Consider the following 13,312-nt stretch of genomic DNA (forward strand, 5'->3'; position numbering starts at 1 on the left):
GACATTGTCCGAGAAAATGAAAAACGGAGGAACCCCGTGGCCCTTCCCAAGTTGACCGATGAGCAGCGCAAGGACGCCCTTGCCAAGGCCGCCGAGGCCCGCAAGGCACGTGCCGAGCTGAAGGAGAAGCTGAAGCGAGGTGGCACCAACCTGAAGGAGGTGCTCGCCCAGGCGCAGAGCGATGAGATCATCGGCAAGACCAAGGTCTCCGCACTGCTCGAGGCCATGCCCAAGGTGGGCAAGGTCAAGGCCAAGGAGATCATGGAGGAGCTCGAGATCGCGCAGACCCGCCGTCTCCGTGGGCTCGGTGACCGTCAGCGCCGCGCGCTTCTGGAGCGTTTCGGCTTCTCCGAAGAGGACTAGTCGTCGACATGTCGGGTGATCGGAACCCAGCACGTCTCGTCGTGCTCGCCGGGCCTTCCGCGGTCGGGAAATCGACCGTGGTCAATCGGCTCCGTGATGAAGTGCCCGACCTGTTCTTCTCCGTGTCGATGACGACACGCGCGCCACGCCCCGGAGAAGTTCACGGCCGTGACTACCTCTACGTCACCCCGGAGGAGTTCCAGCGGACCATCGACGCGGGTGACATGCTCGAATGGGCTGAGATTCACGGTGGTCTGCAGCGGTCCGGAACGCCCGCCCGGCCTGTCCGCGAGGCGCTGGAACTCCGGCGCCCCGTGCTCGTGGAGGTGGATCTGGTCGGGGCACGGAACGTCGCGCGGCTCATGCCCGAATCCCGCACGGTGTTCCTCGCGCCCCCCTCGTGGGAGACGCTCGTGGAGCGCCTGACGGGACGTGGTACGGAACCGGCCGACGTCATCGAGCGCCGGTTGCAGACGGCCCGGGAGGAGCTGGCCTCCGCGGACGAGTTCGACCACGTCATCGTCAACGACGACGTGGACCGGGCTGTCGCGCAGATCCGCGCGATCCTCACCGGCGACTGACAGATCCGGGAATCCAGTTCTCCCGGGCGAACCAGCAACACTTTTTCTTCCCCGACTCTTGAAGGTGCTAAACAGTGACCAATGACATCACCGCAACCGAGGCCGTCTTCGATCCGCCGGTCGGTATCACCGATCCGCCGATCGACGAACTGCTGGACAAGGTGTCCTCGAAGTACGCCCTCGTGATCTTCGCCGCCAAGCGGGCGCGCCAGATCAACAGCTACCTCCATCAGCGTGATGAAGGTGTCTTCGAGTTCGTTGGCCCGCTGATCGACGACAGTCAGGCGAAGCCGCTCACCGTCGCGCTCCGCGAGATCAACCGCGGAATGCTCGACCACGAGGAAGGCTGAGACCCTCGACGTCGGTTCCGACGCATTCGCCGTCCCACCACATGCACCCTTCCCTCTTCCACGGACACCGTCGGCCCCGGAGCCTCCGGACCGTCCGCATCACGGGGGAGGGGTCTCGTGTTTTCCGGCGTCGGTCCCGGCGCCTCGACCTAATCTCCACTGATGATTGAAGGACCCCGTGACCAGTACGTCGCCCTCTGACATTCCGGCACCCCACGACACCGCGGAGAACCACCCCGGGAATATCGTCCTCGGCGTCGCCGGCGGCATCGCCGCCTACAAGTCCTGCCACATAGTCCGCGGCTTCACGGAACGCGGGTATCCGGTCCGTGTCGTGCCGACGGAATCCGCACTGAACTTCGTCGGTGCGGCGACCTTCGAGGCGCTGTCCGGTCAGCCCGTCGCCACAGGGGTCTTCGATCGCGTCCACCGGGTGCAGCATGTCCGGGTCGGACAGGAGGCCGATCTCGTGGTCATCGCCCCCGCCACGGCGGATCTCCTGGCACGTCTCGCGACGGGCAGAGCGGACGATCTGCTCACCGCCACCTGTCTCGTCGCCACCTGCCCCGTCGTCGTCGCGCCGGCGATGCACACCGAGATGTGGAACCACCCTGCCACGCGTGCGAACGTCGCGACGCTGCGCGAACGTGGGGTGACCGTGCTGGAGCCCGCGCACGGCCGTCTCACCGGAGCTGATTCCGGGGCCGGGAGGCTGCCGGATCCGGAGCAGATCATCGCCCTGTCCCTCCTGCGGCTCGCCGGACGTGAGCTCCCGCGGGACCTGTCCGGCCGTCGGATCCTGATCACGGCCGGTGGAACCAGGGAGAACATCGATCCCGTCCGCTACCTGGGGAACCGCAGCTCCGGCAGGCAGGGCTTCGCGCTCGCCGAGGTCGCGGTACAGCGCGGTGCCGAGGTGACCCTGATCGCAGGGGCCACCGATGAGCTCCCGACGCCGTGCGGCGCCGAGATCATCCGAGTCTCGTCGGCCCGCGAACTCGCCGAGGAGGTCACCGCCCGCGCCGCAGACAGTGACGTCATCATCATGGCCGCCGCGGTGGCGGACTACCGGCCCACCGTGACCGCGCCCGCGAAGCTCAAGAAGAACTCGGAGTCCGCGCCGACCGCTCTCGATCTCACCGAGAACCCGGACATTCTCGCGGGACTCACCGCGGCCCGCCGGGACGGTCGGATCCCGGCGGACACGGTGATCGTCGGTTTCGCGGCGGAGACCGGCGACGAGAAGGCCTCCGTCCTGGATCACGCGCTCCGGAAGATCCGGCGGAAGGGCTGCGATCTTCTGATGTGCAACGACGTCAGCTCCGGGAAGGTGTTCGGACGCAGCCGTAACCGTGGGTGGCTGATCGCCCCCGACGGTTCCTCGACGGAGGTCCCGGACGGCACGAAGCTCGAGGTGGCCTCGCTCATCCTGGATTCCGTGGTGCGGATCACCATGGAGCGGTGACGGGGGTTCTCCGCACCGACCCCGATCCCGTGACCGGCGGGTGAGGGGACCGTTGCAGTTTTAGACAGCTTGGTCTATATTGATCATGGTGCCGCCGCTTGCGGCGTCCCAACGGTGTGCTCCGCGACTTCCCGTACAGTCGCCCCCGGAACACCGCGCGAGCCCGCCGAACCAGGAAATCACCGAGTTGAGAAGGAAGTACCGTGGCTGTAGGCACCACCGCCGTCCGTCTGTTCACCAGCGAATCGGTCACTGAAGGGCACCCGGACAAGATCTGCGACGCCATCTCCGACACGATCCTCGACGCCATGCTCAAGGTCGATCCGCATTCCAGGGTCGCCGTCGAGACCGTCGTCACCACCGGCCTCGTCCACGTCGTCGGTGAGGTCCGCTGCTCCGGGTACGTCGAGATCCCGGCGCTGGTGCGCACCAAACTCCGCGACATCGGATTCACGTCCTCCGAGGTCGGTTTCGACGGAACCACCTGTGGTGTCACCGTCGCGATCGGGGAGCAGTCCCGGGAGATCGGCGCCGGAGTAGACACCTCCCACGAGGTCCGGAACGGAGACACCGGGGACGACGACAACCAGAGCGGTGCAGGCGACCAGGGACTCATGTTCGGGTACGCCTCGAACGAGACCCCCGAGTACATGCCGCTTCCCGCGGCCACGGCCCACCGGCTCGCACGCCGACTGACCCAGGTCCGCAAGGACGGTATCGTCCCCAACCTCCGGCCCGACGGGAAGACCCAGGTCACGTTCGCCTATGACGGCGACGACCGACCCGTACGGCTGGACACGGTGGTCATCTCGACACAGCACGATCCAGACGTCAGTCAGGAGTGGCTGGAGGAGCAGCTGCGTAGCCACGTGATCGACCACGTCATCCGGGAGGCACAGCTCGAGGACTTCGTCGACGGGGATCTGACCATCCTCATCAACCCCTCCGGCTCCTTCGTCGTCGGCGGCCCCATGGGCGACGCCGGGCTCACCGGACGGAAGATCATCGTCGACACCTACGGCGGCATGGCCCGCCACGGCGGTGGCGCGTTCTCCGGCAAGGACCCGAGCAAGGTCGACCGCTCCGGCGCATACGCAATGCGCTGGGTCGCGAAGAACATCGTCGCCGCAGGTCTCGCGGACCGTGCCGAGGTCCAGGTGGCCTACGCCATCGGCCGGGCCAACCCCGTGGGGCTCTACGTCGAGACCTTCGGAACCGCGCACAGCGGGCTGACCGACTCCGACATCCAGGCAGCCGTGGCGAAGGTGTTCGACCTGCGCCCGGGCGCGATCATCAGGGAGCTGGATCTGCTGCGCCCGATCTACGCCGCCACCGCCGCGTACGGTCACTTCGGACGGACGGATCTCGATCTCCCCTGGGAGCAGATCAACCGGGTCGACGAACTCCGGGCCGCAGCCGGTCTCTGACCCCTTCCTCCGTACCGGCGATATACAATTGCCGGCATGTCCAGACCCCGTTCCCCGGCTCCGAGTGCGCCGGTGGCACGGGTTCTGCCGCTTCTCGGGCTCGCGCACCTGGACCGGCCCTTCGACTACCTCGTCGACGAGAAGCAGCACGCCGACTGCCAACCCGGGGTCAGGGTCCGCATCCGGTTCTCCGGGCGTCTGGTCGACGCGGTGGTGCTCTCCCGGACGTCCGTCAGCGACCACGCCGGAAATCTCGCCTGGCTGGACCGGGTGATCTCCCCGGAGATCGTCTACCCGGAGGCGACCCGCGCTCTGGTCGAAGCCCTCTGCGACCGCTACGGAGGGGTGCGCAGCGATCTGATCCGCTCCGCGGTCCCGGCCCGGCACGCCACCGCGGAGAACTCGGACACCTCGACTCCCTGGGAGGAGCTCGGCGCCGTCACCGACCCCGACCTCTCCCCGTGGCTCAGCTACCTGTACGGACCGAACTTCGTCGACGCCGTCCTGGCCGGCCGTGCGGCACGCGCAGCCTGGCAGATCGCCCCCGGTGACGACTGGTCGTCGGCCCTCGCGGGGCTGGCCGTCGCGACCGCCCGGTCCGGAGGAGGTGTCCTCATCGTGCTGCCGGACCAACGGGACGTCGACACGCTCGAATCGGCTCTCCGCGAACTCGTCTCCGCGCGGCAGATCACCGTATTGAATTCCGCCCTCGGGCCGCAGGCGCGTTACCGGCGATTCCTGTCCGTCCTCCACGGCCAGGGTCGGCTCGTCATCGGCACCCGGAGCGCGGCCTACGCCCCGGTCGCGGACCTCAGGCTGGCCGTGCTCCTCCACGACGGCGACGACAACCTGATCGACCCCCGCGCCCCCTACACACACGCCCGGGAGGTGCTCACCACACGCAGTGCACAGAGCGGCTGCGCACTCATCCTCGGCGGTCACACCCGGACCACCGAGGTGCAGCTGATGGTCGAGCAGGGCTGGATGCACGATCTCGTGGCTCCGCGCGAGGTCCTGCGACAGCGGATGCCCCGCGTCCGGGCCACCGCCGACAGCGACATCGCGCTCGAGCGGGACCCGCTGGCCAGGTCCGCCAGGCTCCCGGCCGTCGCATTCGATGCGGTCCGCAGGGCGCTGGACCGGGACGAGCCGGTACTGATCCAGACCCCACGCAAGGGGTACGTGCCGACCCTGGCCTGCGGTCAGTGCCGGTCACCCGCCCGGTGCCGCGCCTGCAACGGCCCACTGGGACTCCCGGCCGGCGGCGACGACGCACCCGGTGTACCGATGTGCCGGTGGTGCGGACGTCCCGCCGCAAACCACCGGTGCGGCAACTGCGGGTCCGTCCGGCTCCGCGCCGTGGTGCTCGGTTCCGAACGGACCGCCGAGGAACTGGGCAGGGCGTTCCCCAGGGTCCCGGTCTCCACGTCCGGTGGAACCCGGGTCCTCGACGAGGTGCCGCCGGGCGCCCGGCTCGTGGTGTCCACCCCCGGTGCCGAACCTCCGGTCAGGGACGGCACCTACGGAGCCTGTCTGCTGCTCGACACCTGGGCGCTCCTCGGCCGGGCGGACCTCCGCGCCGCGGAGGACACACTGGCGAAGTGGATGGCGGCCGCGACCCTCGTCGCCCCCAACGGGGACGGGGGAGAGGTGATCGTCGTCGCAGACCCGGCACTCGCCCCGGTCCAGGCGCTGATCCGGTGGGATCCCGTCACCGCGGCCGCGATGGAACTGGCCCAGCGTCGTGAGGTGGATCTTCCCCCGGCGGTGCACCTGGCCGCGGTGGACGGCCCCCAGACCACCCTCGACGACTTTCTCGACCTGGTCGACCTGCCGGAGGGGGCGGATATCCTCGGGCCGGTAGACCTCCCGCCGGGTTCCCCACTGCCGGGGGAGTACGACGAGTCACGGTTCGGGCCTCCGCAACGGCTCCTCGTCAGGGTACCGCTCGGGTCCGGGCACCGGAGCGCACTCGGCAGGGCGCTGAGGTCGGGACGGACCGCGCGGGCCGTCCGCAAGGACGAGCTTCCCCTCCGCATCCAGATCGACCCGCTGCACGTCGGCTGATCACCGTCACCCGGGTCGGGGCGACGGACTTCAACCGATCCGGTGAGGGACCGTAGGATGGGGACGTTGACAGACGATCCCCGTAGTAAGGATGTTCCCCACCCATGCGCCTGGTCTTCGCCGGCACCCCGGAACCCGCAGTCGTCGCACTCGAGAAGCTGCTGTCCTCGAACCACGAGGTCGTGGCGGTGATCACGAGACCCGATGCCCGTCGTGGCCGGGGCCGTACCCTGCACCCGTCACCCGTTGCGGAGCTCGCCGCCGCCCACGGCGTCGAGATTCTCAGACCCACCTCCCTGAAGCCCGACTCCGAGGACGGTCGCGCACTGCGCGCACGACTCGCGGAGCTCGCACCCGACTGCATCCCCGTGGTCGCGTACGGGAACCTCATCACCCCGGACCTCCTCACGGCCGCCCCCCACGGGTGGGTGAACCTGCACTTCTCCCTCCTCCCGGCATGGCGTGGTGCCGCTCCCGTGCAGGCCGCGCTGGCCGCCGGCGACCGGGAGACCGGGGCCGCGACCTTCCGGATCGAGGAGGGACTGGACACCGGGCCGGTGTTCGCCCACGTCACGGAGACGATCACCCCGGAGGACACCGGTGACGACCTGCTCACCAGGCTCGCCCACAGTGGGGCACAACTCCTGGTGGACACCATGGACGGCATCGCGGACGGTTCACTGGAACCGACACCGCAGAGCGGGGAGGCGACCTACGCCGCGAAGATCTCCAAGGACGACGCCCGGATCGACTGGACCTCGACATCCGCGGAGATCGACCGGCGGATCCGTGCGTTCACCCCGGCACCCGGGGCGTGGACCACACTGAACGGCCAACGCATGAAGATCGGGCCGGTGGCCGCCGTGGACGGAGGGCCCGGATCACCGGTGCCCGGGGAACTGCGGGTCACCGGTGACGGTGTCGTCGTCGGAACGGGAGACGGGGCGGTGATGCTCCGGCGGGTCCAGGCTCCGGGCAAGAAGATGATGGCTGCAATGGACTGGGCGCGTGGCGCGCATCCGGAAGAAGGAACGGTACTCGTATGAGTTTGGAGAAGTCCGGTGGATTCCGCGCACGGAGTGGCGGCGGACGCAGCAGTTCCCGGGCCACCGGCGGCGGATCGGGGGCGCAGCGGCGGACCGGCGGAGGATCCGGGAAACGGGGGCGGACGCAGTCGTCGCACCGGCCCAAGGGTGACGTCTCAGGGGCCCGTTCCGGGTCGACGAAGAAGACGGTCCCCGGTGGATCCGGCCGTCCCCTGACCCCGGGGGTCGACGCCCCCAGGGCGGCGGCACTGCACGTCCTGCGTGCGGTCCGCGCCGACGACGCCTACGCGAACCTCATCCTCCCCGGCCTGCTCCGCACCCACGGGATCACGGAACGGGACGCCGCGTTCGCCACCGAGCTCACCTACGGCACGTTGCGTCAGCTCGGGGTTCTCGATGAGGTGATCGACGCCGCGTCGAGCCGACCGCTGGAGACCATCGACGGGGAGGTCCTCGACATTCTCCGGCTGTCGGCCTACCAGCTGCTGAACATGCGGGTCGGTGCCCACGCCGCTGTGGACACCGGGGTACGGCTCACCGAAGGCATCGGGCAGGAACGGGCGAAGGGATTCGTCAACGCCGTACTGCGGACCATCTCGAGGCGGACCCCGGACGAGTGGATGCGCGACCTCGCCCCGGCGGGAGGAGTGGCGGCCACCGCCTTCGCGAACGCCCATCCGGTCTGGATCGCGGAGAGCTTCGCCAGGGTGCTCGGTGAAACCGAACTCGACGAGGCACTCGCCGCGGACTCCGAGCGGCCCAAGGTCCACCTGGCCGCCCGTCCCGGTGAGATCACCGCGGAGGAACTGGCCCTGGCCACCGGTGGCGAGCCCGGTCCGTACTCGCCGTACGCCGTCCACCTCGACTCGGGGGACCCCGGTGACCTGGAACCGCTGCGGGAACGGCTCGCCACCGTCCAGGACGAGGGCAGCCAGATCATCGCCCGCGCGCTGGTCGAGGCTCCGGTGGAGGGCGCGGACCGTGGCCGGTGGCTCGATCTGTGTGCGGGCCCCGGTGGCAAGGCGGCGCTCATCGGTGCACTCGCCCGGATAGACGGTGCCCGCCTCGACGCGGTGGAGGTGTCCGAACACCGGGCGAAACTCGTGCGTACCGCGACCAGCGGACTGCCGGTCAACGTGGTGACGGCCGACGGACGTGACCCGGGGCTCGAGCCCGGGTACGACCGGGTGCTCGTCGACGCCCCGTGCTCCGGACTCGGCGCCCTGCGCCGCCGACCCGAGGCACGCTGGCGCAAGTCCGAGGCCGACATCGCGGAACTCACGGAGCTCCAGTTCGAGTTGCTCTCCAGCGCCGTGTCGCTGGTTCGCCCCGGTGGGGTCGTCGTGTACTCGACCTGCTCACCCGACCTCCGGGAGACCCGCGGCGTCGTCGATCGTGCACTGGCTGAACTCGGTGTCACGGAGCTCGACGCCTCGGGCCTCGCGTGCGGGATGCCGGACACCGGCGAGTGTGCCAGCGTCCAGATGTGGCCCCACCGCCACGGCACCGACGCGATGTTCTTCAGCGTGCTCCGGGTCGACCGCGCCTGACGCCCTGACCGTGCGTTCCCGGCGGGTGGGGCGATAGGATGGCGGCATGTCAGAGCCGATCATCGCACCGTCAATCCTGTCCGCCGACTTCACCCGCCTCGGGGAGGAGATCGCCCGCGTGTCCGACGCCGACTGGATCCACGTCGACATCATGGACGGGCACTTCGTGCCGAACCTCTCGTTCGGGGCGATGATCACAGCGGCGGCACACCGCGCGACGGACACCCCGCTCGACGTCCACCTGATGATCGAGGAGCCCGAGAGGTGGGTCGACGACCACATCGACGCCGGGGCGCACACGGTGATCTTCCACGTCGAGGCGACCGATGACCCGGTCACCCTGGCCCGGCACATCCGGGGGAGAGGAGCCCGGGCGGCGTTCTCCCTGCGCCCCGGGACACCGATCGAGGACCACCTCCCGATCCTCGGAGAGTTCGACCAGGTACTCGTGATGAGCGTCGAACCCGGATTCGGCGGGCAGTCCTTCATGCCCGACCAGCTGGCGAAGGTGCGCACGCTGCGTCGCGAGATCGACCGGCTGGGACTGGACTGCACCATCGAGATCGACGGCGGGATCTCCCGGGACACGATCGCGGCCGCCGCCGAAGCGGGATGCGACGCCTTCGTCGCCGGTTCCGCCGTCTACGGCGCCGACGATCCCAACGCTGAGGTGGCCCATCTGCGCACTCTGGCGGTGCGCGCCTGACCCGGACACCGCGAGCCCGGACCCGGCCGCACTCTTTGCCGGAATCCGGGGGTGGCGGGCTAGACTGGGCGCAGAAGCACACCCGGACCGATGAGACAGAGATTGAGTGGACGTGAACCCTGAGGGCAAGACCAGCGGAGCCGAGAACGGCGGCGTCGACATCCAGCGCATGCTCGCTGCGGATGCTCCGACGACCACGGAAAACCCCTGGGAACTGGTCGTCACATCCCGGCGTCTGAAGCTCCTCGCGGTCGTGGCGGTCATCATCGTGATGGCCGTCCACATCTTCATGGCGTTCGCCGTCGCGATCGGTGACACCGGTGCCGCGGTGACCACGGTGGACCAGTGGTCCTTCGTGGGGGTCGGTCTCGTCATCGCGTTCTGCTGCATCGGTATAGCCAGGCCGCGGGTCCGGGCGAACGGGGACGGGGTCGAGGTCCGGAACTTCATCGGCACCCGGTTCTACCCCTGGTCCGTGATCTACGGACTGTCGTTCCCGAAGGGTGCCCGCTGGGCGCGACTGGAGCTCCCGGAATTCGAGTTCGTCCCGATGTGGGCCTTCCAGTCGGCGGACGGGGAGGCGGTCGTCGAGGCCGTGTCCCGGTTCCGTGACCTCGAGGACGCCTACATGCCCGAGGACTAGGGCGGATCAGGGAAGACTGTGGTGTACGTACGCATGCACGCGGACGGTGCGGTAGCCCGTGGCTGATCCGGCAACCTACCGCCCTGCGCCGGGGACCATCCCCACCGAACCGGGGGTGTACAAGTTCCGCGAGGACTCCGGACGGGTCGTCTACGTCGGGAAGGCGAAGAACCTCCGGGCCCGGCTGTCCAACTACTTCCAGGATGTCACGCAGCTGCACCCGCGGACCCGGCAGATGGTGTTCGCAGCCTCCTCCGTCGAATGGACCGTGGTGTCCAGCGAGGTGGAGGCGCTCCAACTGGAGTACACGTGGATCAAGCGGTTCGATCCGAGATTCAACGTCAAGTACCGCGACGACAAGACCTACCCGATGCTCGCCGTCACCGTCGGGGAGGAGATCCCGCGGGCCTTCGTGTACCGCGGTCCGCGCCGACGCGGCGTGCGGTACTTCGGCCCCTACAGTCACGCGTGGGCCATCCGGGAGACGCTCGACCTGCTGATCCGGGTCTTTCCCGTGCGGACCTGCTCAAAGGGGGTGCTCAACCGGCACCGGCAACTCGGTCGGCCCTGTCTCCTCGGATACATCGACAAATGTTCCGCGCCCTGCGTCGGAAGGGTCAGCCCCGAGGAACACCGCGAGATCGTCGACGGCTTCTGTTCCTTCATGTCGGGGCAGACTGACCGGGTCACCCGCAGGCTGGAGCGGGAGATGAACGACGCCGCCGAGTCCCTGGACTTCGAGCGGGCGGCACGGCTGCGTGACGACCTCGGAGCGATCACGAAGGCGATGGAGAAGCAGGCGGTCGTTCTCGGAGACGGTACCGACGCCGACGTCATCTGCTGCGCCACCGACGAGCTCGAGGCGGCGGTGCAGATCTTCCACGTCCGCGGTGGACGGATCCGCGGTCAGCGCGGTTGGGTGGTGGAGAAGACCGGGGACACCGAGCTCGAGATGGGGGAGGACGGGCGTGACCCGGCGGTTCCGCGGATCATCCAGAACTTCCTCACCCAGTTCTACGGGGAGGCTGCCGAACGGGCGGAGGAGGACCGGTCGGAGGCGGAGAAGATCCGGCGCCGCGGGGTCGACCAGTTCTCCCACGGGGACGACGGACAGGACGTGCACCTCTCTCCCGTCCCCAGGGAGGTTCTCGTCCAGGAACTGCCGGAGGATCCCGAGGAGACCACCGCGTGGCTCAGTGCACTCAAGGGGGCGAAGGTCGACCTCCGGGTACCCCAACGCGGGGACAAGCGGGCCCTGGCCGAGACCGTAGAGCGCAACGCGCGGGAAGCCCTCAGACAGCACAAGCTCAAGCGCGTCGGGGACCTGACCGCGCGCTCGGCCGCCCTGCGGGACATCCAGGAGGCGTTGTTCATGTCCGAGGCGCCGCTGCGGATCGAGTGCACCGACATCTCCCACATCGCCGGCACCGATGTCGTGGCCTCCCTGGTCGTGTTCGAGGACGGTCTGCCCAGGAAATCCGACTACCGGCGCTACCGGATCCGGGAGGCGGCGGGGGACGGCCACAGCGACGACGTCGCGTCCATCGCCGAAATCACGCGGCGGCGGTTCCTGCGGCACCACCGCGACGCCACCGACGTCCCCGACGCGGAGGAGTTCGACGGCACCCGCTTCGAGGATGAGAAGGTGGAGGAGCACACCACAGAGGCCCGCAGGTTCGCCTATCCGCCGAACCTGTTCATCGTCGACGGTGGTCTTCCGCAGGTCAACGCCGCACAGGCGGTGTTCGACGAACTCGGCGTGACGGACGTCACCCTCGTCGGACTGGCCAAGCGGCTGGAGGAGATCTGGGTGCCGGGCGACAGTGAACCGGTCATCCTGCGGCGCAACAGCCAGGCGCTCTACCTGCTGCAGCAGATCCGTGACGAGGCGCACCGCTTCGCCATCACCTACCACCGTCAGCAGCGGAGCAAGAGGATGCGGGTCAGCGAACTCGACGGGATCAAGGGGCTCGGAGCGGCGCGGCGCGCCGAGCTGGTACGGCACTTCGGCAGCGTGCGGAAACTGAAGGCCGCCGCCGTGGACGACATCACCGAGGTGAAGGGTTTCGGTCCCGCGCTCGCGGAGGCCGTCTATCGTGGTCTCCACCCGGAGTGACCACGAAAGTACGGGCTGGCGGGGACAAACTCCCTGTCCCCGCCTCCGGTTGCTGCGATAGAATGCCGGTATGACAGTCCATGCGCGTGAAGATTCTTCCGAGCGGTCGACCGGTCACTCGATCGAGAGTGATCCGGTCCTCGTGACCGGTATGTCCGGCGCCGGGCTCAGCTCCGCGGCCCGCGTGCTCGAGGACCTGGGATGGTACGTGTCGCAGAACCTCCCCGCCGAGCTGATGGTGGAGCTGGTCGAGCTCTGCCGCCGCGATGATTCCCCGGTGGACAAACTCGCCATGGTGACGGACGTGCGTTCCCGGAGTTTCCACGGTGGGCTGCAGCAGGTGCTGGACGAACTCCGGGACAAGGGGATCAACCCCACGGTCCTGTTCATGGACGCCCGGGACGACATGCTCATCCGTCGATTCGACACCGTCCGCCGCACCCACCCCCTGCAGGGGGCAGATACCCTGAGCATCGGTATCGAACGGGAACGCAAGGCCCTCGCGGGAATCAAGGAGCGGGCCGACGTGGTGATCAACACCTCCGATCTTTCGGTCCACGATCTCCGCCGGGCGATCGAGAGCTCCTTCGCCACGATCGACAACATGCGCCAGCACGTCACCGTCCAGTCCTTCGGTTTCAAGAACGGTGCCCCGTCGGACGCCGACCTCGTCGTCGACGTACGTTTCCTCCCCAACCCCTACTGGGAACCTGAGCTCCGTCCGTTCCGTGGTGTCGACAAGCCCGTCAGCGACTACGTGCTGGCGCAACCGGCGGCGCGGGAATTCATCGACAACTTCGTCGCGATGTTCTCCACGATGGTGGAGGGATACCGCAGGGAGGGCAAGAGCTTCATCACCGTAGCCGTCGGCTGCACGGGCGGACACCACCGCTCGGTGGCGGTCGCCGCGGAGATCGCCCGGAAGCTAGATGAGATCGACAGCCTCGATGTCTCGGTGAACCACCGTGACATCTGCCGCGGCTGAGAGGCGGGCGGAC

The 13,312-nt window shown here is 68.6% G+C and carries 12 protein-coding genes; all 12 read left to right on the forward strand.

Annotated features, from left to right (window positions below; all coding sequences use genetic code 11):
* The first annotated feature begins 36 nt into the window (after positions 1-36).
* The 12 genes from mihF to rapZ all read left to right on the forward strand — a co-directional run bounded on the left by mihF (position 37) and on the right by rapZ (position 13,299).
* On the forward strand, positions 37-363 hold the full coding sequence (gene mihF / locus KRX55_RS06985) for an integration host factor, actinobacterial type (RefSeq protein ID WP_198735979.1): 327 nt from the start codon (positions 37-39) through the stop codon (positions 361-363).
* Between the two features lie 8 nt (positions 364-371).
* Positions 372-944, forward strand: coding sequence for a guanylate kinase (gene gmk / locus KRX55_RS06990; RefSeq protein ID WP_218407044.1), 573 nt, complete (start codon positions 372-374; stop codon positions 942-944).
* A 74-nt stretch (positions 945-1,018) separates the two neighbouring features.
* Positions 1,019-1,294 carry a DNA-directed RNA polymerase subunit omega gene (rpoZ, locus tag KRX55_RS06995; protein ID WP_198735977.1) on the forward strand — a complete coding sequence of 92 codons (276 nt, stop codon included), beginning with the start codon at positions 1,019-1,021 and terminating at the stop codon, positions 1,292-1,294.
* Between the two features lie 178 nt (positions 1,295-1,472).
* Complete coding sequence (gene coaBC / locus KRX55_RS07000; RefSeq protein WP_370625778.1) at positions 1,473-2,759, forward strand: bifunctional phosphopantothenoylcysteine decarboxylase/phosphopantothenate--cysteine ligase CoaBC; 1,287 nt, start codon at positions 1,473-1,475, stop codon at positions 2,757-2,759.
* A gap of 203 nt (positions 2,760-2,962) precedes the next feature.
* A complete protein-coding gene (gene metK, locus KRX55_RS07005) occupies positions 2,963-4,186 on the forward strand; it encodes a methionine adenosyltransferase (RefSeq protein ID WP_218407045.1) in 1,224 nt (407 codons plus the stop codon).
* Positions 4,187-4,222: 36 nt separating this feature from the next.
* Entirely contained in the window at positions 4,223-6,253 is a 2,031-nt protein-coding gene (locus KRX55_RS07010) for a primosomal protein N' (protein WP_218407046.1), read from the forward strand.
* Positions 6,254-6,357: 104 nt separating this feature from the next.
* Entirely contained in the window at positions 6,358-7,299 is a 942-nt protein-coding gene (gene fmt, locus KRX55_RS07015; RefSeq protein ID WP_218407047.1) for a methionyl-tRNA formyltransferase, read from the forward strand.
* Positions 7,296-8,849, forward strand: a complete 1,554-nt coding sequence (locus KRX55_RS07020) for an RsmB/NOP family class I SAM-dependent RNA methyltransferase (RefSeq protein WP_218407048.1) — start codon at positions 7,296-7,298, stop codon at positions 8,847-8,849. Before fmt ends, KRX55_RS07020 begins: the two co-directional genes overlap by 4 nt.
* Before the next feature lie 46 nt (positions 8,850-8,895).
* A complete protein-coding gene (gene rpe / locus KRX55_RS07025) occupies positions 8,896-9,555 on the forward strand; it encodes a ribulose-phosphate 3-epimerase (protein ID WP_218407049.1) in 660 nt (219 codons plus the stop codon).
* A 169-nt stretch (positions 9,556-9,724) separates the two neighbouring features.
* Positions 9,725-10,198, forward strand: a complete 474-nt coding sequence (locus KRX55_RS07030; protein WP_218407102.1) for a PH domain-containing protein — start codon at positions 9,725-9,727, stop codon at positions 10,196-10,198.
* Between the two features lie 58 nt (positions 10,199-10,256).
* Positions 10,257-12,314, forward strand: a complete 2,058-nt coding sequence (gene uvrC, locus KRX55_RS07035; RefSeq protein ID WP_218407050.1) for an excinuclease ABC subunit UvrC — start codon at positions 10,257-10,259, stop codon at positions 12,312-12,314.
* Between the two features lie 70 nt (positions 12,315-12,384).
* On the forward strand, positions 12,385-13,299 hold the full coding sequence (gene rapZ / locus KRX55_RS07040; protein ID WP_218407051.1) for an RNase adapter RapZ: 915 nt from the start codon (positions 12,385-12,387) through the stop codon (positions 13,297-13,299).
* Positions 13,300-13,312: the final 13 nt, after the last annotated feature.

It is taken from the genome of Corynebacterium sp. TAE3-ERU16 (assembly GCF_019209935.1).
GTDB lineage: Bacteria > Actinomycetota > Actinomycetes > Mycobacteriales > Mycobacteriaceae > Corynebacterium > Corynebacterium antarcticum.

Coding starts and splice junctions, on each gene's coding strand:
- KRX55_RS07030 (WP_218407102.1), top strand. CDS start 9,725: ATGCTCGCTGCGGATGCTCCGACGACCACGGAAAACCCCTGGGAACTG.
- rpe (WP_218407049.1), top strand. CDS start 8,896: ATGTCAGAGCCGATCATCGCACCGTCAATCCTGTCCGCCGACTTCACC.
- rapZ (WP_218407051.1), top strand. CDS start 12,385: ATGACAGTCCATGCGCGTGAAGATTCTTCCGAGCGGTCGACCGGTCAC.
- fmt (WP_218407047.1), top strand. CDS start 6,358: ATGCGCCTGGTCTTCGCCGGCACCCCGGAACCCGCAGTCGTCGCACTC.
- gmk (WP_218407044.1), top strand. CDS start 372: ATGTCGGGTGATCGGAACCCAGCACGTCTCGTCGTGCTCGCCGGGCCT.
- KRX55_RS07020 (WP_218407048.1), top strand. CDS start 7,296: ATGAGTTTGGAGAAGTCCGGTGGATTCCGCGCACGGAGTGGCGGCGGA.
- KRX55_RS07010 (WP_218407046.1), top strand. CDS start 4,223: ATGTCCAGACCCCGTTCCCCGGCTCCGAGTGCGCCGGTGGCACGGGTT.